Here is a 25,501-nt window from a genome sequence, read left to right as displayed (position 1 = left end):
ATGCGCGATGAGTCTATTCTTTGATTTTTAACTAAACTGGTCCCATCTCCGAGTGAAAATGTAAGAAAAAGACATTTTTTATATCGTTTTTTTATATATACACTTAAGTCATTGAAATTTTATTAGCAAAAGGAATTGCAAATGAATCGATCGATCTTAATAGGAACAGTCCTAATTTTATTAGGTTTTTTCCTTAACATCACAGCTAAGGCATCGTCTCTTAACATCAACCCAAAACGCATTATTGTAAAGTTAAAGAATGGTAAAGATATTCCGGCGTTTAAGGGAATAAATAAATCAGTTTACTTTTTTGAATCCACATATGTTCTCTATACAAATGGGGATGAGTCACTTTTAAATAAATTAAGAGCGCATCAAAATATTCTTGATGCACAATTTGATACTTTCTCAAAACGTGAGCCTCTTCCAATGCCAGTTGAATCTTTTGAGTCAGAATCAATTGAAGAAGGAGATGAGATTTATAGCTCTGTTTTAAATGATCCAAAACTTTCAAAGTTATGGGCATTTAAAGATGCTGACAAGCATGGCATGAGTGTTAATAGAGTTTATGAGGATAGTGGATTGTCACAATCTAATGCTCCAATTATTGTCGCAGTTGTTGATACAGGTGTTGATTATAACCACGAGGATCTTAAGGATGTAATGTGGGTCAATGCTAAGGAAATACCTGGCAATGGAATTGATGACGACGGCAATGGTTATATCGATGATGTTCACGGAATCAATACACTTGAGCGTGATAGTGAAGGGAATGCAACTGGGGATATGATGGATGGCCATTCACATGGAACTCACGTTTCAGGAACAATAGCAGCAACACAAAATAATGGAGTTGGTATTGCAGGTGTCGCATCAAATGTTCGCATTATGGGACTTCGTTCAGTTCCAAGCTATGGTGATGAAACAGATGTCGATATTGCGGAAAGCTTTCTTTATGCGGCAAAGAATGGTGCAAAAGTAATTAACTGCTCTTTTGGTAAGTCACATAATGAAGGTGGAATGCTGGTAAAGGAGACAATTGATTATATCGCAAAAACATATAACACTCTTGTTGTTGTTAGTGCTGGTAATAGCTCACAAAATATTGATACAAAATTAACTTATCCTGCTTCTTATGAAAGTGAAGGGATGTTAGTTGTAGCTTCATCAACTCGCTATGGTCGCTTTTCTTATTTTTCAAACTATGGTGTTAAAAGTGTTGATGTTGCGGCCCCGGGATCATCAATTTATTCAACGACTCCTGGAAATCGCTACGGAAATATGTCAGGGACTTCAATGGCCTCTCCTAATACAACAGGTGTAGCCGCAGAAGTACTTTCAAGACACCCTTACTTAACAGCAGTTGAATTAAAAAATGTTTTAATGAATAGTGTAACGGCCAAGTCTTCGATGGATGGAGATATCCTAACGGGCGGGGTTGTCGATTTATTTTCTGCTTTAGAAAATCTTTAAAATAATGGCCCGTTAATAACGGGCCTTTTTTTAGTGCCAAAGTTTGAACTTTTCCTGATGTGGAATATTAATTTCAACAATATTTCCTGGAACAATATAATTTAACTCGATTCCTTTAGTACTATTGGCAATAGCAATTCCTTTTTCAGATTCTTTGATAGAGTTACTAAGGTTGGCCTTTAGGTATTTTTTGAACTCAAAACCATCTCCTCCATCTATGACAGAGATACGATAGGACTCTTCTAGCTTTTCATATGTCACAATAACAGGCTCTTTATTTCTATTGCATAGGATATCAAGATAACTTTCATAGTCCCCATTGGCCTTTATTTTCTCTCGCTCGAGTTTATCAATCTTAAGTTGACCGTGCTCAAGAGAGTTTAGAATAATTTCAAAAAATGCCCTTTCTTGAGTAATTGATGAATTTGTAAATAGCTTTAATGTTCTTGCACATCCGGCAACATCAGCTAGTGTTCTTATGTGCATTTGTGCGTTTGATACGATATCAAGCCCACTATTGTGGTTGAGAGAATAATTAATAATAGATTTTATCTTAGCTTGAAGTTTTATTTTTGAGTTAATTAACTGTTTAATGTTAGAGAAACTTTGAAGATCAATGAAATCATTTAAGTCATTGCTTAAATAGTGTGACTTTCTCTTTTCTGTAATTTCTTGTGCCAAGACTATTATTGGAACACTTGAGAATCTGGGGTACTTTTTTAGCATTGAAAAGATTGATAAGTCTTTACTTAAGCTTGAGTCATAGAAGAGAATAAGATCAACGTCATTTTTTTTTACATCTGCAAAGATTTGAATGATCATTTCAACTTTATCTCGCTGTATAATATCATAAGTGTCGTCCAATACTTGCATCAAGCGTTCAGTGATATATTTATTATTGCTTATGATAAGTATCTTAGGTTTTTTCGTCTCATGTTCTGGCATGTGAGACTTATCACTGCTACTTGCTTCTGACATGTTGTCCTGAATGGCCTGCTGTAGTTTTTTAAACATAATTATCTCTCTGTTAATGCATAGTTAAGTGAGGACTCTAGAGGTTTTGTTAAATAAGACAGAATACTTCTTTCCGTTATAAAGATATCCGCTCTTGTTTTGACACCTGGTAAAATTAAATTCTTATTAGGGTCTCTTCCAAGGTGATTTTTAAAGAGAAGTGCTTTGGCCTGGTAGTAGGCCTTACCATTGTTAGAATAAAATGTATTAGAAGAGATCGATGTAATCTCTCCTAGGATTGTTTCATACCTGTTGCCAACTTTAAACTTTAGCTGAACAGGCATTCCATTTTGAATAGAGTTAATATCATCGGGAGTGATTTCAATAGATGCTGTGACACTGTCAGCGATAGGCTCTAGTCTCATTATACTTTGTCTTGTTGAAATTCTTTGTCCAATGGCCTCTATCATAACGCTTCTTATGATTCCTCTTGTGTTTGAACGTATATAATGAGTGTTATCCTTCTTCTTTGTTTTATCATCAACAAGTGTATAAAGGAGTTCTCCTTCCTCTACATACTGTCCCTCCATAACATAGAGTGCATTAAGTATTCCTGACTTATTATGTTGAATAGTGATAATATTTCGAGTTGATTCGATGATTCCATTACCACTTACAAGTTCATTTACCGTCGAAAACGATATCCATGCAAAAAAAGCAATAAGAGTAAAGCAAGAGAGTAGGATCATCGATTTTGTCGCTAGTGGTACCCTTGCTTCTTCTAGCAGAATGTCTTGTCCAATATAGTCGGATTGCTTTTCATAATCCGAGATATTTTTAAGAGATATTTTTTTTTGTTCTTTCATAAATCTCATTCCTTACATCTTTCTACACAAGTGCACTTTCTTCGAGGATATTTAGAAGTTCTTCTTTTTTTCCAGACGAAAGTTTTGAGCCAGGTGCCATATAAATTATATTATCTGTTTCTTTTAGTATCTCTTTATGTTCACTACAGAAAATAACAGAGAAATTACCTTTAGAAAGTTTCAAGAATTTCTTTAATAATTTAAATTGTTCGTTAATCATATTTGAAGGGATATCTTCGATAAGAACTACTTTTGCTTGAGTGCAAAATGGTATCGCTAGAACAATCGTCGAATAGAGCTCGTTTGATAATTTCAATTTCATTGAACCGCTAAGAGGAGTATCTATTGTTAGCCCATTTTCTTCAAGTAACTCACCAACACCGAAGATACCTAGGTGTATCATAATATCTTCACGTGAAATAAGCGGGTTAATGTATTTTATATTTTCGTAAATACTCATGTCCTTCAACAAGGACTTTTTGAGATTTAAAGTCAGGATATATTGTCTCAAATAGAGAGTATCAAATTGGCGGTGATCAATTCCTCCTATTCGTATTGAACCTGATTTTGGTAGATATGTTTTATTAAGTAGTTTTATAAAAGCATTTTTTCCTGAGTTTATGCCTGCATGAATACCATAGATTTCATTTGGCTTTATTGTAAGGTTCACATCTTCAAAGATATTTTCTAGAGTGTCAGGATATTGAAATGATACAGATTTGAATTGAATCTCAAAATTTTTAGTGTAGAGATCTTCAATTGATCGGTATGTCCTCGTTTCACTTTTTGAGCATAGGAGATAATGTAGCTTTTTAAATGAAGAGTTAACGGTATCTGTTTTTTGTAGCAGTTCTAAGAGTTTCTGAGCTGGTGTTAAGAGATGCCATAGTAAGAACATTAACCCAAAGAAACTTCCTACTTCTAGGCCTTGATTCCAAATTAAATTAAGACCAATTGCTATTGAGATAATTGCAACACCAACCATAAAACAATATGAGAAGAGATATGTTTTCTGTGAATGCATTTTAGTTTTATGTTCTCTGTAACATGAGTTGGAACTAAGTGAGGATAGGCGAGTGCTAAAGACTGGAAAGAGATTCTCAAGGTATATTTCTTCTGAAGTTCTTTTAAGTTCATCAACGAGATTGTTCTTGTTCTCATTTAAACTATCAAACTCTTTCTGCTTCAATCTGATATTTGAAATATTGTATAGATAAATAAAAATGTAGAGAGGAGCTAAAATTAGAGTAGGTAAAGCAACTTGCCAAGAAAGAAAGATAATTGGAAAGATGAGTAGGGTATTACATAATATATCAATTAACTTTAAAAAGTTTTCGGATGATAAAAACTCTACTGAGTTTCTAATCTCTTCAAATCGATTGTTTTGAAAGTCAATCTTCTCTAACTCCCTTTGATGATCTGACATATTTGATACTTTCTCAAGTATGGCAACTTCGAGAATATAATCTAGTCGCTGAACACACCAGGTTATTATATTTGATCGAATATTTCGAGCAGTGAAGTTTATTGCAAGTAGTAGAATAATACCTGTTGTTGCCGGTATGAAAAATGACATGTCTCTTGCATCAATCATTATGTCATATATAATGATTGCGTAGAGCGCTAATGCTATTGTTGTTATTGTATTAAGTAGTGAAATAGAAATTACAGTAATGAATTCCTTCTTAAAACGAAGAAGTAAAGCCTTGATCCATTTTGGGAAACTCTTTTCTGTATTTCTAAAAATTACTTCGTTATCGAGTTCGTTATGGTTAATTTGTTTAATAAATAGAGCATACTTGATAGAGAAATTTTCGATGTCTACTTGTCTCTTTAAGTCATGATCATTAATTAGATAATGTTGTTCTAGGTGGATGTCATAGCTAAGTATAAGATGATCTCCGTTGTTGCAAAAGTTTTCAATATATTGGTCCGCAACTAGTAAACATGGAAGCGCACTATTTTCAATATTTTTAAGATTGATTTTTAGCTTTTCAGTTTTTAACCCAATCGATGCTAGTGAGTTAATAAGATCAACTTCTCTCATATGCCGATAAGACATCAAAATTTCATTGACGTCTTCGCTGTAATTATCTTGATACTTAAGCTCCATTAAATTATGAAATATCATTTTTATATTCGACATAATTCTCCCTAGGCCAAGTAAGTATCTATTTCGCCAATGCGATTATTCAAAAGATCTCGATTACATAACTTAAGTAAGTTTTGATCTCTGGTATTGATAAATATAATTCGTGACTCTCTAATATTTGCAATATATTCGAATACCTTAATATAGTTTTCTCTATCTACTCCTGCTTCAAATTCGTTTAAAACAATAATCTCTGGTGTCAGTGCAAGCTGTCTGGTTATATAGATTAATGATTTTACTTCATCAGAAATATTATCTTCAACTTCTGATGTCAGCTTTGTATCAAGTCCGTTTGGAAGATTTCGAATTATTTCACCAAGCCCCAAAATGTTAATGAATTTTTGGGCCTTTTTTTCATCGACTAGACCAAAAGAAGTGATGTTCTCTCTAATTGTGCCGTTCCATATATTTGGCTTTGCGTTTATGATTGCAATTTTCTTGTAAAGACTTAAGTCATCAACATCTGATAACTTATAGTCATTTATATAAACTTTTTTTGTGATGGCCTTCAAATTAGGTGCAAATAAGAATTCCTTTGTATCCTTGTCTTGATATTTTAATGAAATAGTATCGCCCTTCATGAATGGAATTTCGTGCTTTTTACCTCTTATATAAATAGGGATAACCATCGAATAAACACTTTCTAGCTTTTGTTTTTCTTTTGCTTGAGCTGAACTTGTTGGATGAATAATTACATCAGACATGACTTTAGCCTCATGTACTTTCTTAAATACTTGAAATATTTTTGTGACTGGTGCTACACATCGATTGGCCAGAATAAGTGAAGCAACAAGTGATCCAATTCCTATTTGTCCTGTTCTTACTAGATAAACTCCTAATGCTAGAACGGCAACAGATGTAATTTGTGTTGTTAATTGACCGAGGTTAATTAACTGTTGCTCATAGCAATTAAGCTGATAATTATTTTTAGCAACTCTTGCCTGTTTCTTTTTAAATTGATTGTTAAATAGTTTAATTCTACCAAACTTTCTAATCACAGTAAGATTATCGAGAATTTTATAAAGTAGGTTATTTTGATCAATATCAGTTATGTGCTTGAGTTGGATTATTCTAGTTATCCTCTTTAAAGAATAGAGTGAGGTCATCATATAAACTGACAGTGTAAAAAATGGAATTAATGCCATAAACGGATTTATATAAAAAAGGAATCCAAAATAGAGGCATAAGAATGGTAGCTCTGTTAATGTAATTATCCCTTGTCCTGCAAAGAATGACTTATTTCTTTGAATCTCTTTTAAGGAATACTGAAATACACCAACATTATAAAAATCTGAATCTGTAATTGTTTTCTTAATCAGCTCTTGTGAGTGTTTACTTTCAAATCGGGCACCTGCAAAGGTAATAATATAGTAGCGCAAGTATCTCAGAGCTGCTTCGGCCATTAGGAATAGAGTTAGTCCAAGTAATAAAATAATCGCTGTTGCTGTTCGATGATTTGGTATCATTCGATCATAGATTTGCATCACAACAATTGGAAGTGCAAAGGATGTAATATTGATGAGTAGACTAAGTAGCAATAGCATTCTTAAAGAAATAAATTCTTTATCGAATACAATTGAGTTTTTTCGAATCCACTTAAGTGTACTAAGCGGTATATGTCCGATTCGATTTGAGCTATTAATCTCCATGTCGTCTCCTACAGTAAATTACTGTAGATAACAGATCGACTTAGATAACGGTGCTTTTGAGTTAATTAATACTAAAGATTTGCGCGTACTGTAGCTAAGTGCTTAGCTCTCTTCTCAACAAGAGATTCAATGGCCATCTTCGCTTGGTCTAGTTTCTCAATCTTTTCTTCATCTAGCATTTTACCGTGATTAAGAATATCTCCTAAACGATAAACACCCTGTTTCTTGTCAAATTCTGTGTCAATTACAGAAGGTGAGCCAAGGTCGACAAAGATTGAGTTATTTGGACAGTGGCCAGCAAAGAACTCTTCAGCAAAGATCTTTCCTGAGCATCCGATAGTGTTCACATAGCTATTAAACTTGAAGTATTCGTTATAATCCTTCCAGCCAACAGCAGTGATATTGATATTTGGAAAATCATTAATGATATCTTGTACTTTCTCTGGATTTCTAGCACTAATATAAACATTATACTTTTTCATTAGGTGCTTAATAGAATCTCTTGCTAATTGTCCTGATCCTAAAATTAGAACATCTCCAGAGTCATATTTTGATTGAATGATTCTTCTTGTAATACCTGCATAAGATTGTTGACCAATCTTAATTAAGTGCTCTTTTCTTACTTCTTTAGCATCCTTAAATAGTTTTTCAAGGACTCTAAGAATTAGAGAAGAGCGAATATCTTCTTTTAAATAATTTGAGAATGCTTCTTTGAATTGGGCAACGATCTCGCTCTCACCCTTAAGCTTACTTTGTAGGCCACAAATAGTTTCTAGTAGAAAGTGATAGGCCTTCTTTCCAAAGTAGTATTGTCCTAGTTGTCTGTCTTCATCACTGAATTCAGTAGTTGTTAGGATGATTGTTCTTTGACATGTAATAAGAACAAACGCACCTGGCATTTTTAGCAGGTGAGTAGGTATATTTTCACTCTTAGTTTGAATGTTTAATAGGTGTATTTTTTGTAGCAAAAAATCTTCCTTGCACTGTGTCGTCTATAGTCCCTGTGACTTAGATTACCCAAATCGGTACCCAAAAGTGTCATGGAATTGTAGACCTTGTTTTTCTTTATTCGTCTTAATTCTTTTTGTTAGATATTGTGCTAATTTGTATTGTCTGAGTGTATTAGTCAATATCTTCTTCCATAATATTACTATCTTATATATCTTGATTCGGGGCCAATAGAAATTCTATATGGTGTCATTAATAGTTGTTCAAAGATTCCTAAAATCCTTTTCACCACTGTTTTTCTCTGCTAATTTGTGCTTATCATGAGCTCAGTTACTAATAATGCAAACGAACTAGATAAGAATAAGCAATCAGAGCAGAAAACTGTTCTAAAGTCCTTACTGGAGCGACTAAAGGCTCCTTTCCTGGCATTTGATCGCAAGGTCGATGGTGCTATTTCATTCTTCATTACCCACTATGGTAAAACAAAATTTATGGTGGCAATGTCTAAGAAGATTCAATACTTGGGGATTGAAGGATTATGGAATAAAGGCCCAAAAGCTTTTATTTATTTTTTCCTATTTTATCTGATCCGAGATACAATACTCTACATTATTATCCCTATCTGGGTGGCCAAGGCCACTTCTTAAATCTTACAAGGATTTATATTTAATAAGTCATGGAATACTTGCAAACGGTTTTATTTTTTATCTCAGGACTCGCTATATTTTATTACGGACAACGAATTATCTCTGCAGGTATTCAGAGTCTGGGTTCTGGTGCTATCAAACATATTGCTTCAGATATTGATGGAAAGAACTTTGTCGTCAATTTCTGGAATGGTGCAAGGCTGAGTCTACTAGCATTCTCACCAACAATGGCCAATATCGTGACGGTAGGTCTTGTTAATGCCAACTTGATTAAAAAGAATCGAGTAATTCCTATGCTTTTTGGCTCTGTCATTGGGGCCGTTACGATCTTTCTTATTCTAATGCTTTCAAGACAGGAGATAGGTCTGAATCTTATGGCCTTTGCTCTTATTCTTGGTCTGGTATTTACACAACGCTTTGTGAGAAAGCTAACAAAGCTCCTATTTGGACTAGCATTTCTTTTTCTTGGTGTATCGGTAATGCATGAGAGTCTTGTCTCTCTTTTAACTTGGGATCTTGTTCAAGATATTGTTGTTCGATTTGTTGATTATTCTTTATTTACAAACCTTCTAATTGGATTTGTTTTTGGAACTTTAGTATCGTTCATCTTAAGAAGCCAAACGATGACATTGGCCATCGCAGTGGTCATGATCTTCACAAAAGTTTTTCCTGTTAGTATTTGCTTTTCAATTATTTGCGCCTCAACACTAAGTTCATTTTTTATAAATTTTAATACGGCAAGAAAAGTTGCAAGACCTCTTGCAATTCGTTTGTCCCTCCATCCATTAGTCCATTACTTAGTGGCCACATTTGCTAGTTTCTTATTAATTGTGATCATTGATCATAATGTTGAAACAACAGTTGGAACGGTTAGTCTTGTTGTCATAGGGCAATTCTTTGTTATTTCACTGGCAATCCTTAATTACTTCTTCTTTAAGAATATTGTGGCGGAACTTATTCAGGGAATGTATCCGGATGCGAAATTTAAGGATCGTCCAAAGTTAAAATTCCTTGGCGAAAGAAGACATATTTCTTCGACAATGGCATATGTTTTAGTCGAACTTGAAATTGGTAAGCTTTTAGATATTGTTTCAAGAATGTTTGAGAAGTGCCACGAGTATATTGAAAGTCCTACTAAGGGGGCCCGTGCTCTGGCAAAAATTAAAGATTACGAAAAAATTATTGATAATATTCAACTTGAAATTAATGATTTTATTTCAAAAGTAATTGCTAATGGTGCAGAGGAAGTTGAGAGTCGCAATGCTATAAAGCTCATGCAGATCGCCTCTGACCTCGAACAATTAGCAGATAGCTTAGATAAGCTTACAACTATGCTTACAAAGTATTACGAAAATTGGAAGCTATCAGCAGATGAAACCGATCGTCTTCTAAATTACTTTTCAGAAGTTGAATCTCTCTATCAAAGAAGTATTTCAGTCTATAAAGGACAGATTGCAACTGAAGATGAAATTAATGAGGTCATTGTTAGTACTCGTGAACTCAAGAGGCACCTTATGACTGAAAGAGAAGATTTTGCGAAAGTTCATCACAATGAAGATGGAAGAAAGCATATCTATTATTCGGATATGATGACATCAATATCTGTGGTTCGTGCAAATGTTAGAGAGGTTTATTTACTCTTAACTGGTGTTATCTAATTCCACTTATTAGTTAATTCATTTTTACAAACAACAATGGGTAGCTCTTTTACAATAGTATTCTGATTCTTATTTATTGCGAAAGGAAAGAACTTCTTCGTTGATGCTATTTTTCGATCAATCATACTTTCTTTATGGCGACGAGAAGCCTTCACCTTTCTGTAGCGAATACATTTCTTTCCTCGCATTCGTACACATTGACTGATAAGAGCTACCTGATCTATTTGCTCTTCGTAGTATCTAATTTCTTTTTCTAATTCAACTTTTGTATTTGTGATGGGAATGAACTCTTCACCCTTTGTTGTTCTAATTCGATACTTTCCAAATGGACGATTCGGTCTTAGGGTTAGTAGGTCTTCTTTTGCCTTAAGGTTGATATCAAGTTTATATTCGTAGCAATTGTAATTTTGATCTAAGACTTCACTTTGTATATCAATTGAGACAATCTCGATATCAAAGAATGAAGGGATTTCGTAAAAATTTCTTGTTATCTCTGATAAGCGGCCCTGCTTGGGGTGATCTTGATTGCAAGATAGCAATGCAATAATGAATAGGGGAATTAAAAGTAGAACTTTCATATGAACATCATAGGTTCTACTTAAAGTTAATTAAAAGGTCGGTAAGGCCTAATTTAGTTAAAGATTCCTAAAACCAAAGTGCTTGCATTCTTCTAAAAGAAATTTCCGTATACTCAATATCTTCTGATTTTGAAGCTAGTCCACGACCGATATTAACTTTCTTCTTTGTTGAAAGATTGTCGATTAGTAATTTGTTAAAAACAAGACTTGTTTTAACTAGTGAGTTTGCACCTTCACTTGTTCCTGCATAAACTTTATTACTTTTTGCTAACGAAATATAGTTTTCGAAAACGTAGTAATTATCAGAGAAACCATTGTCACATAGTTTTGATATTTCGTAATATGTACGATCCATATGTTCTTTCATTGCAAGAGGAAGAGTTGCTTTTGTTGCTCTCTCTCCATCATATGGAAGGTGCCAAACCACATTTTCAATATTGTCATCAATATCTTCTCTTAGCTGATAACTCCAAGTCTTTGGTTTGTCATTATATGAGCTAAACTCTTGATGAAAGTAAGCACATGTTTTAACGTCTTTTTTAAAACTAGGGTAGAGGTCAGAGAATGTTAAGTATTGTTCATAAAGCGAAAGAAAGTAGACTTTCTTATTATCAAGCTTAGAGATATCTTTAGTCAGTTCTTGACCAACACTCGCTGGGCCACGACTCTTCTTTTTAAAGCTTCTAATTTTATAAGAAGGGATTGGATTAACTTCACTATCTGAGCGATCTTCAAAGCCTGCAATTTTGCTTTCAATTGATTCAGTTTGGTGCGTACTACTCGCACAGCTCATTAATGAAGATAGTAAGATTAAAGTTGCTAATTTGTTCATATGATCCACCTCTTATCTATTCTTATCGTCAAAATAGATAAGAGGTTTAGGCAAAATATGCTCATTCCGTATGAAATTTCAGCTAAAATTTAGCATAGGTTTTACTTTAAATAGTAACGTGCAAGGCTTAGAGCGCTTTGTTGATCGAGTAGTCCACCACTTGTGCAAAGATTGCTTAAAGTACTCAGTTTTTTGGCCGAGTCTTCCAGTATGTCTTTTACAAAAGATCCATTAATATCTTTATTGTAAAAGTCCGCCATGGCATAAATCATTGCGGCCGTGTTTGTTACTTGTGGAGCTGCTTGAGAAGTTCCATTTATTGGAACATAGTTATCGCCTGGTGAGCATGAATTGATTGCCACTCCTGGTGCAAAGATTGTCACAGTCTTTTTTCCGAAATTTGAAAAATAGGCCTTATCTTTATTGTGTTCATCAATTGCGGCAACAGAAATAACGTTTTCTGCAATAATTGAAGATGGATAATGCAATAAAGAGTCCGTATCGTCTTTCTTATTTCCAGCAGAAAATACGAAAAGCATTTTAGGATATGCTTTTACCACTTCTAGACCTTTGTCCATCAGTCCTTTCATATAGCTATCACGCATTTGAGTGATTAGCTTTTCATATTTATCATTAACTTCTTTTTCTTTTAAATTAAATTCATCTTGGAAGAGCCCGTTGATCATATCATAGGCCGGCTCCCAGCTTTGCCCCCAAGATGCGTGGTAGATATTTGAAAACTTAGACGAGTACTTAACAGTTTCTCTCATTTTAGAAATCATCCAGTTTTCATAGTACATTAAGTATCTTTCGATATTTCTAATCTTTAGATATGACTTACTATATTTGCTAGGAATAAATTCCTTCTTAGCAAATAGACCTTTCGGATCATCTCCTAAGTAGCGAATTGGAAGATACTGGAGATCTCCTGACTTTAGCTCGTACGGCAAAGTTTTTGTGTTCATTGCAAGACATGCAACATGAGAGCCGTGCGTATATGAAGAGAACTCATCTCTGCTTTCCATAAACTCGTCGTCTTTTCTAATTTCCGTGTACCATTTAAGTTCACTTTCAGTTGCCGTCTTTAGTGTCTTCTTCTTTCTAATTTCATAGTATTCAAAAACTCTTGGGTCGAAAGTTCCAATAAGGCCGTCATCAAAAACCTTTCCAGAGTTTTGGATATAATTCCAACCATTAAGATCATCAATCTTTCCATTAGCGTCGCTATCTTTACCATTTTCGATTTCTTGGCGATTAGAAAAAAGATGATCCTTAAGATCAATATGATTGATATCAATTTGGTTATCACTGATGGCAACAACAGAAGCTGCAAAAGTAGGTAACGCAAAAAGCCAGATTAAGATGTGTTGTTTAATTTGATGCATAGAGAATTTATTAAATGATCTTTTTCATCCTTGCAATTGCATCGCGTAAATCATCAATTCTCGAATCTTATTTCAATAGTTTATAAATTGCGTACACAGGGTAGTGGTCAGAGGGATTATTCCATATATCCGATCGTTTGCGCGGCGGGCCTAAAACCTTTCCAACTGAGTTGCGGTAGCGATAGACAGCAGCATCTGCAATTTGATTTTTAAATCTTTCATCAATAAAGAGGTAATCAAGTTGAAGGGGGTGGGCCGCTTGGCCAACGAATTGATAGAATGTTGTTCGGTACTCTAGTGGTAATTCAAAAATTCCAAGTACATCTTTAAGATTTGTTTCTGAGTATAGTGATAAAAATTCTTCATCTGTTTTTTCATTCGAAGCATTACCGTTAAAGTCTCCACATAAAATGACAGGGGTTTCTTTAAAGAGTGAAGATTCTTGTTTATAGACGTGAACAAGTAACTCAAGCTCGGCCTTTCTTCTTCTAACTGATCTAAAGTCATGGCCGGAATCATCTCGTTGGGACTTTAAGTGAACATTCAAAAGACTCATTATATGTTTTGTTTTCTCTTTATCGCTAAATACTCTTAAGTGAGAGAAGTCACGTGATAGAAAGTAATTTGTTTCATCTTCATCGTGCAAGATAAAATCAATCTCTTTATCAGTGTGAGAGAGATGCTCAAAATAGAAAGGCAGGCCCTTTCTAACTAAGAAGGCGTTTTCAATTCCTCGATCACTATTTCCTTGGTTGTGATAAATTTCGTACTCATTTGAAAGGTAATTTTCATTAAAGTAATGAAGACTTTCAATATAGCCAATCTCCGTTAGAGCATAAATATCAGCATTTATTTCACTAAAAACTGTACGCAATTGATTGAGATTTAGTGGTGATTTAAAGTAGTTTAGGTTTGGAGGATGATCAAAGGCATCCTTTATAAATAGATTTTCTAGGTTGTAAACACAAAGCTCAATTTCTTCTAATTGTTTCTGTTGCAATTAACAGCTCCATCCAAAAATATAGCGAAAGTACTTCTTCGCCTTTGCATCATAGATAAGCTTACAATATGCACTTTGATAGAGCTTTTGACTATTAATTTCCTTAAACTTAGTTAAGAGCTCTTCGCTGCAAGCTCCACTTTGTATCTCATAGTTTTGAAGTTTATCCGTGAAGAGGGAGACCTTTTCATTTTCTATTTTAAACTTAAAATCAACCCCGCGATACTCTTGTTGAAAGTAAATGGCCGCTCCATTTGTATAAAATGGAATAGAGTGGCGTGGGATGATCGTTGGTTTATCTTGCCCTTGCCTTAACATGATATTAGGTAGGATATCTTGATTGTTTGAAAGCTCCTTCGTGCTCTTAAGAAATCTAATTCCTTCATAAATAGGCTGCCTGTCATTTACAATTTTTCCAAATTTATCTTTCTGAGGATGATGAAAACTACACTTTGATTGATAGGTAATTGTATTTTTATCTTTAGGGAGAGTTGTCCAGAAAGTGAAAGGCAGACCATATTTGTTTGCGAATTCTTTCTTCTTGATCAAGCTATCCTTTAAAAAAGTTTGCTTAAAGTCTTCTGATACTTTTCCCATTTGTGAATTACATTCAGAGTTTTCTGGACAGCCTTTTATAAGATGCTCCACCATATGCGGCTCAAACTTTACTTCTTCAATAACTTGCGCCTGAGGAGGCGGAGGGCTTAGGGCCATTGAGAAATGACTGATTGTGGCAACAAGAAGCACTTTGTAATAATTTTTCATATCTAAATTGTATATGGAATTGGAATATTTCTCAAAACAAAAAAGCCCGCATGATGCGGGCCTTTAAAGGGGGGAGGGGTATTTATTATTGTGATCTTGAGTTAACTGATCCACCTAGGATAAAGTCAATCTGATCATCTACTGTATACTTTTCTGTAGTTTCGCCTCTTCTGATATCGTTGATCGTTGGTTGATTTGGATTTACACGATCACTATTACCTTTTTGGGCCATAAAGTTTTGTTTTTCTTGTGCTTCAAATTTTACAACTACTTTTTGCTCATCTTCATCGCTATCAACTTTTGCAGAGTTTACTCTTGTTTCAATTGTCGTCTTTGTCTTAATGTCTTCTAAAGTATCTTTGTCGTTTACAGGATTATTAACACACTCAATTTTAGTAAACTCTAGTGCTCTAATATCACTTGCAAATGTTGAGATGCTTCCATTGGCCTGTAGAACTCTTAGATCAGCATTGAACTCCATACGCTCTTTTCTTGATGTTTCAAAGTCTTCTGTAACTGTTCCTGATTCAACATTGTCTCCAAGATCAAAGATACCTCTTTTTGTGATCTTAAATGCGGCAGATGAGCCAGCGCCATCAAATCTTGATTCTAGCTGATCACTTACATCCTGAGGTGTTTGAACTTGACCCATATGCTCTTTTTCAGCGATAGAAACAAGTGCACTTTTTGCTTTAGCTTTCTTGTCACCAAGGATATTCTGGCAAATGGCATCAGCATCAGAAACTTTTTGAAGATAGATTTCTTTATTACCTTCGAATACTTTATATTTCAGTGATGCACGGTATGCGATAATAGGTGAGTTATCATAGTAGTCTCTAAGATCTTCTGTTGAAAGCTCAATTGACTCACGGTCTTTTATGAAGTCAGCATGCTTCTTTTCATCTTTTTCGATATTTGTTTGTTTCTTTTGAAACTTCTCTTCAGCAATCTTATATTTTTCTAGATCACATCTATCCTTGTATTTATTGTATCTTTCTTGAAAGTCTTTATCGAAGTCACTAATCTTCTCAAAACCTTTTCTTTCAAACTTCCTTTCTACAATAGTACAAATATTTGCATAAGCAGAAAGTGGAATTAATCCAGTGAAGATGGCAACTTTAATCAGTGTTGATAGATTTTGCTTTTTCATAGTTTCCCCATTTGGTTTTTCATTTCTTAAGTTTAGATACTATGTATAAAGCAATAGGTGTGCCAAAAAACAGAAGGGGCAAGATATTGAATTTTCGTTGTGTTTGAAGAAACTACTGTCTATTAAATGAACAGTGTATGAAACTTATTCACAATAGAAGTGATGATTCCAACGGAAACCTTTAATAAAGCTTGAGTAGTTAGCGTCATCAGCAGTTAAGTCATCCATTGAGTCGACAATCGAGTTATAACCTTTTAACTGAGTGTCTTCAGTAAAGTAGCCGGCCGCCGGTTGAGGATAGTAATAATCAAAGGCGCTACCTGTTCTTACTTTTCCAAGTTGACAGAAGCGGTTACCAATTTGATTTAGTTTAGATTTTACTTGATCAGCATTGGCACCCTCAACAAGTGGAAATCCTGTTCTTAGATCATAATGCTTTTCTGGATCAAGTGACATATCCGCACTTTCTGTTACGATACCTTCAGATGAGATAAATAAGTTTAGATAAGTGTTGATATTTGTCCCACTAGGTAGACGACACTCATAAGTATTATCTTCATTTAAGACACCAAAGCCTGAACAACACATTGAGCCTGGGTCTGTAACGTTTGTCCCTAGCTTTGAACAACACTTAAAGTCGTTGGCCGCAAAAATCTGAGGTAGGGCAATCGTTGAACCATCTGTTTTGTAATATACTTGATTATCAATTGCATCAGCTGTTCCAATATTTGGATCTGTTGCAGGAATTCTATCTGGATCAGTAAAGAACGGATCACTTACTTCATTATAGATACCTTCAACTAGTCGTCCTTCATTTGAAGTGTGGGCCGCAGGATTGGCCTTCTCATCATTACAACGAATGGCCTCATAAGTAACTTGTGGAACACCTAGTAACTCATATCTTTCGAAGATACTTTCGTAGTATTTTTGTCCTCCTGGAATTGTCCCAAAAGCACTCGCAGGGAAATTGTATCTAAATGATACCCATCCAATTTGCATTGGTGTCGGAGCAGACAGAAGATCATTATTAATTCTAAAGAACATGTATCTTAAGTTATTTTCAGTAACAGTACAGTATGCCGGCTGACTAATTGAGGCCAGTGCTAGTTCGGCACCTGCTACACTTGGGCAGACAACTTCAGTCATTGCTGCTTCATCGTGTGTTGAAAGGTCTGAAAAGTCCGTCGCATCTGGATCAGTAATATAGTTAAGGATAACATCGTTAATCGATGCACCATTAACATAGTCAGGGATGTAAATCGCAAGCGTTTGTTGCTCAAGATCATCAGCTCCAAGTGCAGGGGCAATAGGGTTATTGAATCCTGCCGGTTTTACAACCACTGGCGAATACGGGGCATTGAATGTGTCATTAAAACCAGTATTCTGGTAAAGTCCAAATGCTATCTTCGTATTAAATAGAGTTCCTTCTTCATCGGCAGGGTAGAAGCTAATACGGCCATCAATAGGTGAAGTTGTATTAATGTTTTCAGGTACTGCTGCAGAGTCAGCATTAATATTTGCCTGAATACTTCCAATAGGATCACCTGGTCTTAGCCAAACAAATGGTTGTCCTACTTCTCCATTATAAGTACGGTAACCACCAATAGCACTCATGAAAGAGTATTCCATTAGCCAGTTATTACGGTAAAGAGGTTGAAGCTCTTCACGCCATGACTTCATTGAATAGTTAAGGCAAGCTAGCTTTGTTGGTGAAAGGTTTAGGCGTCCACCAGCTGTCCAGTTATTTGTTCCATCTTCAAACTTTCTAATGAAACCACCACCACAGCAATTTGAGCGTCCTGTTTCATTAATAATAAGGGCCTGACCATTATCTGGAAGAACTCCCGGTTCTACTTTCATCTCAATTGAGCTTGTATTAAATGTCTCAGATACTGAGTAACGAGAGTAGCGTCCTGTTGCATCAGGAGATACATTTGATGTTGTTCTCGTATTAAGAACCTCATTTTGTGAGTCATAACCAGGAAATGATGTATTTGTCTCGACTTGTGTGTACATCGTGAAGTCTTTTGAAATTTCACGACAACAACGGTTTTGACCCATATCATAGTTATAGTAACTACCCGCAAGAATCGTATTTAAAAGAGGCTCTTGTTGACTTTGGCCACAAACGAGTTCTTCTTCCCAGTACTTTTGCTCAGCGATTGTATCACCAAAGCTAGAAGGAGAGAGTCCTCTTGCCACATCAGCATGAAGGCGGTTTGGACCACAGTCTAAGTTAGTATGACAAACAGCTCCCGCTCTTCTAATACAGGCGTTGGCCGCGAGTGTTTCCGTTTGAAGCTGAAGGATATCTTTAATTAAACCAGCTTCAATTGATTTGAAAGATGATGTTTCATCTGTATCAACAGAAGCCGCTGAACACATATTTTGTAATACTGATGGAACATTGATTGTTGCATCTTCTACAGTCACATAGTTTCCGTCTGTGTCGAATACTGGACATGAACGGGTACGATTAAAGCCTGTAGCATCTTCATTACAAGAAGCTATTTGAGAAATATAATCAGTACGATTCTTATTATCTTCAGACTCGTGACGACTTTCAAATCCATTAGTTGTATCTGTTGAGCGCCCTGGAACACAAAGGCCCACATCTCCTGGCCCATAGGTACCAGTAGCTGCATATATTGAAAGGTTTGCAGCAATTGCTTGTTGAATATTTGTCGGCAGCTCTTCGCCGCGGTTACTGTAAGAGATTGGTCGTCCAAGAATACTTGCAGCTTGTCCGTAAAGGATTGCTGTCGGCTCATTAGGTGAGCGAATTAGTTCTTTTGAAAAACTTGCAGAGTCTAGGGCCGCACAGTAGAAGTTTGGAGCACAAGTTAAAAGTTTTGAGTGTGTTGTCTTTTTAACATTTGTTGTCGGGCTTAATTTACATAGTGAGCCGGCCCCGCGGTAAACACATCTCTTATTTTGACCACTACTAATATTTGTATTTAAAATAGAAGAGAGAGAAACTCCTTCTCTTGAATAGTTATTTCTTTCAAATGCATCAATATCAAATTTTGGCCAATTGGTTTTCACATCTGTTACCTGAGCACAGGCATATTCCCATCCAAGTTTTGCAACACAATCGCTATCAACATTACAAGCATGCATATACTGGCAACTTGCCCCGTACCCTTGACCTGCGGCCGAAGGATCTTTTGAGAAGTCCCAGTCATAATCTGCTGCCGTTTGACCACCAAGATCTTCGACAACAGAAACTGTATAATTTGTGTTTTGAGCAAGATCCGCAAAAGGAGCATTAATTGCTAAGAATAGTTTTTGCGTTGTCGAACGTACACGTCTTCCTGCTCCGACAGAGAACCAAGATACTCCATCAAATGAACCAATAAGGGCACCTTGATTAAAACCATACCAATCTCTTTGGTAACCGTTTACATACATTGCCGCTTGAGTTTCTAGACGGTTTCTTCTTTGCACACCTGCATCTGCATAGCTTATGTGTGAACTCGGTAGCATAGTCGGAGGGACCCAACAAGCACGTCCAAAAATTGTATCTTCATAATTTCCGTAAGTTGTATTACTGCCGATTTGGGCACGATCAGTTGTATACCCTCGCCAAGTTAACCCATAGCCTTTTGCTGTCTCTGGCTGTGAGCTAAAGACCTTTTGCCAAGCATCTTGTTGACAGTAAGGGCAAGGAGTAGCGTAACCACTTGTTACCGAGACAATATAAACTTTATCAACTTCGACATCTAAGGCCTTGGCCGGTTGTGCTTGTTGAAGATCAAGTGTCATCTGACCAATAACAGCGTTCATATTATATGACGTTTCTAAAGGGCCTGCCTTGTTTGCATCATCAAGATAGTAGAATGTATCGCCTTCTTGATTTGTTCCCTCTGGAATCTCTGATAAATCATCATAAGGAGTTCCCGCTAGAGAGAAGAAGCGGTGAGGAGCACTCTTTCCAGAAACTAAAACTGATAGGTTTTGAAATGGCCTGTCTTCATTTTCAATTACTGGAATATCACATTGAATATTTAAAATATTACCATTGGCGTCCTTTTCAGCTTTTAGGCCGTAGTCAATACAGCGAGAGTCTAGTTGAAGTTCTCCACCAATATACGTTGGCTCAAATGAACAACCACATTTTTGCCATACTTTCACACGCACACTATCAAGATTTGGATCACAGCTATCGAGCTGACCAAGTAGACACTTGTAATCTTCGATATCTTTTAATAGCTGTTGATTTGCATCATCAATTGGATCGCCATCGTTTGAATCATCGTCATCCTCTCCCGGATTAACGTTGATAGGACAGACATAGAAGAGTTCTGGATAATTTTTAAAACTATTTGCATCTTCTAAGATTTCAGCAAGAGCTGTTTTATATTCTGAACTATTTTGATCTGTTTCAGGTCTAACTTCACCGTCGATTACACATTGTCCGTTTAGACAACAGTTATAGCCTTGTTGCTGACATGAAGTATTTGTACAACTACCACCAGGTGTTGTTGATGAGCCATTAACATTGATTGTGACAGAAAGATTCGACAGGCTAACTGAAGTACTTGGAACAGGTGAGTGCTTTAGAACACCTGCTACCGACTCATGAAGAGTGAGTGCAATAGTTGTAAAACTTGTTGAACATTCTGGGCAAATTGTAGCAAGGCTGTAAGCGGCCTCGTTTGCGTCAACTAGCACTGAAGATCCAGAGCTTGTGTAGCTTACGATATTATCTCCACCACAAAAAGCAGCATTATCACCAGCATTGGCAACATTAATTCTTAAGCTTGTTTCTTGTGATTTACTTGATTTAATTGGCGTGGCCATTAATCTAACTTGTGACTTCTTATCCACTCCTGTAGAGCTAGCAGTATTAATAGAACCAACTAAACAGAACACTGAATTCTTTTTTTCTTGTGAAACAATGTAATTATTAACAATGCCACCAACAAGATAAATACTTCCTGTGTCGCTGGAATTTAGTGTTAGAGCACCATCGACATACTGACCTTTGGCGTACCAAGAAGGATTCGTAGGATTTTCGATAATATAATCTGATGACTCTTGTTCTGAGTCGTTTGAATCTAGATTAGAGCGGCGATTGTTGGCCGCTTCCATACATGAAGTAAGGAGCATCAATGTGCTTATGAATGTGAGTAAACTTACTTTAAATTTCATTGGTTTACATTTTCCTACCCATTTACTTTTCGTGAAATTCGATGCCTTTCTTTATATTAACCTGTTGATATTAAAGAAAAGGTAAGAAATACCTACTTATAGATAACTTGTTGAAATAAGGAGCATTTTTAGCACTTTGGTAAGGGAGCGAACTGAATGAGACGACAAATTTTTGTGTGTTTTAGCAGATTCTAAAATCCATAGCCATAATTGGCGTAGAAGTCGTAAGAGCTATAGAAAGGATTATAGCTTCCACTAAACATTCTCTGATTAGAGAGATCAAGCTTTTCCATGTACCAATCATAGTACTGTTGTTGATAGGCGAGTTGTTGCTGTTGAACTCGGCCCGTGTAAATGTATCCAGGAAGTTGGGCCCTTAATTGCTGAGTAGAGATCATTGGCCCAATGAAGGCATACGAATTCTGAGCAGCATACATCGCAACTTGAGGCCAGAAGCTCTTTCTGTGCTGGCGCTTGACCATTCGTTCTGAGACAGGGTCCCAGTCGAAGTACTCATTACTTTTAAGTTCAACACTACTATCGGCAAATGATTTTGTTTTTAGGTTACACGTTCGAACATGAAGAGCTCGACAGGCATAATCAAACTCGTCGCCACGGCTATCCTCATCATTTCCACTTGCACCATTTTCGACAACAGCTCCATTACAGCGCTTGTTTTTCTTTTCATGGCAGTAATCTAGTAGGTAGCGATCAGTCATGCGAAAATCATTAGGCTCTTGCTCACCATAAAAGTAGCGAGAGTAATCCTCTGTAATAATCTTATCATCGATACCATCACTTAGTTTTGTGAGAATCGAAATACCTTCATTACCCGTTTCAAGAGCTGGCATACAAGAGATATTAGCTTCTTTAAAGCCACTACAGTTTAGCTTATAAGTTTTTAAGTTAAGGGCCTTTAGAACTTCTAAGTCCTTCATTGGTCTTGTTGTGAAAATTGCTGCAATCTGTTTCTCAACGTCACCCAACGCTTCTTCACGCTCTTTTATCTTTTGACTTAAAGCTTCGTCATTTAATTCACTTTCAACACAGCCATATAAAATATCTGTCGTTGAACCACCCGGAGTTCCAGGGCAAAGCTCTGCAAGATTATCTGCTAAAATTTCACCAAAGTTATGATTACTCTTACTTGTTTTGTTTAAGGCAGATACTTTATCATTAGCATCTTTTAAGAATGAATGAATTTTATTCTTAAGATCATCTCTTCTTTTTTCGTCGGCCTTCTTCTCTTCCTCGCTAGGGTAGAGTGAAATGCTATCAAGTGTATTGTAATTACCAATCGCCGCTCTAGAGTCATTGATAGCAGTTTTTATTTTTTCTAAGTCTTTGCTCGCGTCACACTCTTTAATTTTCACTCGACAGCTCTTTAGACTTTTCAGTGCTGAAGATAAGTCACTAAATGACTGATCAGAGATACCACTATCTAGGTAGAAGGAAGCATAAGAACCTTTTTCAGTATTAAAGATATTTGGATCTTCGTTATGATCAAAAGTGTCTTCGTATAATTTTAAAATTGTATTTTCGTAGTAATGCTTTAATTGATCGTTGTGCGAAAGTAAATTTAAGCTATTGCCCGAAGTGTTGATTTTTATAGAAGGAGTTCCTTCTTTTGTCGTTGTTAATGCAACATTAACAGTATCGTCCTTTAGGGCCTCTAGGTGAGCTTCTAAGAAATTGTTTGCATCATCTTCTGTTGCACTTCCAGCATAAATTTTTTGTAAGATTACACCATAGTTATTGATTGTATCCTTGGCCATATCTTCATAGCCTTGATCCATCTCAAAGTTTCCTGTGAAATCATTGAAGACCTCGCATTCTTTTTGTACGCTTGCATCTCTGCCACGACACGCAGATTTAACATAAGAGTAGAGATCCTTCCCATTTCCATCTTTAAGATGATTAAAGAGTTTTACGAAAGCATTTTCTTCTTTGTTATTCTCAGCGATACTTGCAGCTTGCTTCTTTGCTAAAGCCGATACAGTCGAGTGAATGACTGCATACTTTGTCACAGCTTGAGTGTGTGTTTCAAGCTCTTTTAGCGCCTGTGCAGTATTAGTATCAAAGAGTTTAGCGACATCAAGTACCTCGGCTTCTTTTTTAAAGCTTAGGTATTCATTACGAATTTTCTTTAATGATCTCAAGGCCACGACTTGTGCCATTTGAGCATCGCGAATTTTTTTGAGTTCGATAAGTGTTGGAGAGTCCGCCTTATCATCTTTTTTCATTTGATCTTGTTTTTCATGGATGGCAGAGATTTCATTTTCAAGATCTGTACACATATCAGAGGCCATCGCATTGAAGGCCAATGTACCGATAAGCACTGTATTGAAAATATTTTTAAAAAGTCTCTTCATCTCTTAACTTAAGTATAAAGTAATTTACACTATCTCCACTAACGCCTCTTCGACATTTCAAGTGGAAAACTTTAGTATGAGAAGTGATTTCGGAGTCTTAGCCGTGTCCGCCGGCCATGAAGGCTTGAGTTAGATCCAATTTCTTGTGATCATTTTTTATGGCATCGAAATATTCGCGAGTTACCTTCATCGTTTCTTCGATATCAGGTGTTTGGAACATGACATTTCTAAAGTGAGTTACATTTGGAAAGCCTGCGGCCATCCAAACGATATTCTTTCTAAGTGTGATAAGAACAGTTCTTTCTCGATCAGTGTACTCTTCCATGTATTCACGGAATCTTTCGATAACTTCAAGATAGTCACTTGGTGTGAATGTAATATCATCATCTTCGTTTAAGAAGCTCTCGAGAAAAATAAATGGATTTCTAAGAGGTCCACGTCCAAGCATCAGCGCCTGACAGCGAGTTGCCATTAGGCGCTGCTTTGTCATTGGGGCCGAGTGAAGATCTCCGTTTCCAATAATTGGCAGGGGAGATGTTTCAGCAATACTCTCTAAAAGATCCCAATTTGCTAATCCTTTATAGGCTTGAGTTCTTGTTCTACCGTGGATAGCAACGAATTCAACACCTTCTTCTTTTGCAATATGAATAACTTCCCCAGCATTAATTGAATTCTCATCCCAACCAGTTCTAATCTTAATTGTTAAAGGTACTTCGATTGCATTCTTCATTTGGTTGAAGAATTTTCCAAGCTTAGAAGTATCTTTTAAAAGAGCAGATCCTCCGCCTTTTGTGACAACTTTACGAACAGGACAACCCATATTGATATCGATAAATTTCGGCTGTCTTTCTTCGGCCACTTTTGCGGCTTCGGCCATGGCCGTTCCATCTTCACCAAATAGCTGCAGACCAATATTCTTCTCTCGTGGGTGAATCTCAAGCATTTTCACCGTCTTTTCATTCTTGTAGTTAATCCCGTGACAGCTCACCAATTCACTTACTGTCCCACCACATCCTAGCTCTTCCATCAATAAACGATATGGAGCTGTGCAAATACTACTCATTGGAGCAAGTAGAAGTGGTGAATCAAATGAAATATTACCAAGTTTGACCTTTGGGCGACGTGCCATTAGAGTGTCAATCTTAGCTTGAAGAGATGGTGAAAAAGTGCGATTATTGGCCATGCGTTTATTTAGCAAGTAGCTAGAATTAGGTCAACATATTTCAATAATTTGGAAATAATTACTAATGTTTTTTGAAAATCCAAGAGGATATATTGTTTTTGATTGCGACGGTACTTTAGTTTCATCTAAAGAGGCCGTAATCTGCGCTGTGGCCGAGATGATGACGATTATTTTAAATCGTGATGTCACGATCGAAGAGGCCCGTTCAAAATATGGGCCAGATCTTGTTTACACAGCAAATCAGTTTGGTCTTGATCCTGTGAACTCTGAACTACAAAGAAACAAGCTCATGACGACTTGGAAAGAAGTGACGGCAAAGCAGAGCAATAACTACAAACTCTTTGATGGAATGAAGAGACTAATTTTAGATCTTCTTGATCACGAATTTCAACTCTATGTTTGGACGGCACGTGATCGCAGATCAACGTTAAGAATTTTAGACGACCAAAATGTCCTTCAGCATTTTTTAGAGTTACGATGTCTTGATGATACGACTCCTAAGCCACACCCGCAGGGGTTAAGTGAGATGCTTGAAGATATGCCAAAGAATAAGATTCTTATGATTGGTGATAGCTACACGGATACTCAAGGAGCAAAGGGCTTTGGGGTTGAATCAATTGGCGCTCTATGGGAGAGTGGGATAACTAAAGATGGCTTTGGTGAGCATAGTGCTGACTACTGGGCCACGCACCCAAGTGAATGTTTAGATATAATTTTGAATAAAATAAAATAAGG

At 36.2% G+C, this 25,501-nt stretch carries 18 protein-coding genes; 4 read left to right on the top strand and 14 right to left on the bottom strand.

Annotated elements, in window-relative coordinates:
- The first annotated feature begins 141 nt into the window (after positions 1-141).
- Positions 142-1,473: a S8 family peptidase gene (locus ACMAYL_RS03875; RefSeq protein ID WP_103216839.1), complete on the top strand. Its 1,332-nt coding sequence runs from the start codon at positions 142-144 to the stop codon at positions 1,471-1,473.
- A gap of 30 nt (positions 1,474-1,503) precedes the next feature.
- On the opposite strand, the gene ACMAYL_RS03870 is transcribed toward ACMAYL_RS03875, so the two are convergent.
- The 5 genes from ACMAYL_RS03870 to ACMAYL_RS03850 form a co-directional block, all read right to left on the bottom strand.
- Positions 1,504-2,487 carry a hypothetical protein gene (locus ACMAYL_RS03870; RefSeq protein ID WP_392991461.1) on the bottom strand — a complete coding sequence of 328 codons (984 nt, stop codon included), beginning with the start codon at positions 2,485-2,487 and terminating at the stop codon, positions 1,504-1,506.
- Between the two features lie 2 nt (positions 2,488-2,489).
- The gene (locus ACMAYL_RS03865; RefSeq protein ID WP_412470766.1) at positions 2,490-3,293 is read right to left on the bottom strand and encodes an HlyD family efflux transporter periplasmic adaptor subunit; all 804 of its coding nucleotides are present in this window, start codon (positions 3,291-3,293) and stop codon (positions 2,490-2,492) included.
- A gap of 22 nt (positions 3,294-3,315) precedes the next feature.
- A complete protein-coding gene (locus tag ACMAYL_RS03860; protein ID WP_412469710.1) occupies positions 3,316-5,439 on the bottom strand; it encodes an ATP-binding cassette domain-containing protein in 2,124 nt (707 codons plus the stop codon).
- Between the two features lie 8 nt (positions 5,440-5,447).
- Positions 5,448-7,094 (bottom strand): ABC transporter transmembrane domain-containing protein, encoded by a 1,647-nt coding sequence (locus ACMAYL_RS03855; RefSeq protein WP_412469709.1) that lies wholly within the window; start codon positions 7,092-7,094, stop codon positions 5,448-5,450.
- 71 nt (positions 7,095-7,165) lie between these two features.
- Positions 7,166-8,062: a hypothetical protein gene (locus ACMAYL_RS03850; protein ID WP_146037768.1), complete on the bottom strand. Its 897-nt coding sequence runs from the start codon at positions 8,060-8,062 to the stop codon at positions 7,166-7,168.
- Between the two features lie 300 nt (positions 8,063-8,362).
- Between ACMAYL_RS03850 and ACMAYL_RS03845 the strand changes: the two genes are divergently transcribed.
- Both ACMAYL_RS03845 and ACMAYL_RS03840 read left to right on the top strand, forming a co-directional pair.
- Entirely contained in the window at positions 8,363-8,689 is a 327-nt protein-coding gene (locus ACMAYL_RS03845; RefSeq protein WP_412470765.1) for a hypothetical protein, read from the top strand.
- A 29-nt stretch (positions 8,690-8,718) separates the two neighbouring features.
- A complete protein-coding gene (locus ACMAYL_RS03840; protein ID WP_412462774.1) occupies positions 8,719-10,347 on the top strand; it encodes a PhoU domain-containing protein in 1,629 nt (542 codons plus the stop codon).
- Here the strand turns inward: ACMAYL_RS03840 and ACMAYL_RS03835 are convergent.
- The 9 genes from ACMAYL_RS03835 to ACMAYL_RS03795 form a co-directional block, all read right to left on the bottom strand.
- Entirely contained in the window at positions 10,344-10,925 is a 582-nt protein-coding gene (locus tag ACMAYL_RS03835) for a hypothetical protein (protein ID WP_392991468.1), read from the bottom strand. The genes ACMAYL_RS03840 and ACMAYL_RS03835 overlap by 4 nt on opposite strands.
- 67 nt (positions 10,926-10,992) lie before the next feature.
- On the bottom strand, positions 10,993-11,757 hold the full coding sequence (locus ACMAYL_RS03830) for a hypothetical protein (protein WP_103216848.1): 765 nt from the start codon (positions 11,755-11,757) through the stop codon (positions 10,993-10,995).
- A 101-nt stretch (positions 11,758-11,858) separates the two neighbouring features.
- Positions 11,859-13,142, bottom strand: coding sequence for a S8 family serine peptidase (locus ACMAYL_RS03825; RefSeq protein ID WP_412462773.1), 1,284 nt, complete (start codon positions 13,140-13,142; stop codon positions 11,859-11,861).
- A 67-nt stretch (positions 13,143-13,209) separates the two neighbouring features.
- Positions 13,210-14,142 carry an endonuclease/exonuclease/phosphatase family protein gene (locus ACMAYL_RS03820; RefSeq protein WP_103216850.1) on the bottom strand — a complete coding sequence of 311 codons (933 nt, stop codon included), beginning with the start codon at positions 14,140-14,142 and terminating at the stop codon, positions 13,210-13,212.
- Positions 14,143-14,907, bottom strand: a complete 765-nt coding sequence (locus tag ACMAYL_RS03815) for a hypothetical protein (RefSeq protein ID WP_412470764.1) — start codon at positions 14,905-14,907, stop codon at positions 14,143-14,145.
- Positions 14,908-14,992: 85 nt separating this feature from the next.
- Positions 14,993-16,057 carry a hypothetical protein gene (locus ACMAYL_RS03810; protein ID WP_103216852.1) on the bottom strand — a complete coding sequence of 355 codons (1,065 nt, stop codon included), beginning with the start codon at positions 16,055-16,057 and terminating at the stop codon, positions 14,993-14,995.
- A 144-nt stretch (positions 16,058-16,201) separates the two neighbouring features.
- Positions 16,202-21,211: a hypothetical protein gene (locus ACMAYL_RS03805; protein WP_412470763.1), complete on the bottom strand. Its 5,010-nt coding sequence runs from the start codon at positions 21,209-21,211 to the stop codon at positions 16,202-16,204.
- Positions 21,212-21,402: 191 nt separating this feature from the next.
- On the bottom strand, positions 21,403-23,583 hold the full coding sequence (locus ACMAYL_RS03800) for a hypothetical protein (RefSeq protein WP_412470762.1): 2,181 nt from the start codon (positions 23,581-23,583) through the stop codon (positions 21,403-21,405).
- Positions 23,584-23,680: 97 nt separating this feature from the next.
- Positions 23,681-24,766, bottom strand: a complete 1,086-nt coding sequence (locus tag ACMAYL_RS03795; protein WP_392991477.1) for a tRNA dihydrouridine synthase — start codon at positions 24,764-24,766, stop codon at positions 23,681-23,683.
- Positions 24,767-24,830: 64 nt separating this feature from the next.
- Here ACMAYL_RS03795 and ACMAYL_RS03790 point away from each other — a divergent pair, with 64 nt between their 5' ends.
- Positions 24,831-25,499: an HAD family hydrolase gene (locus ACMAYL_RS03790; RefSeq protein WP_103216856.1), complete on the top strand. Its 669-nt coding sequence runs from the start codon at positions 24,831-24,833 to the stop codon at positions 25,497-25,499.
- Positions 25,500-25,501: the final 2 nt, after the last annotated feature.

It is taken from the genome of Halobacteriovorax sp. RT-2-4 (assembly GCF_047085445.1).
Taxonomy (GTDB): domain Bacteria; phylum Bdellovibrionota; class Bacteriovoracia; order Bacteriovoracales; family Bacteriovoracaceae; genus Halobacteriovorax_A.
Note: the sequence above shows the minus strand (reverse complement) of the source record. Positions and strands in the feature narration are given on the sequence as shown.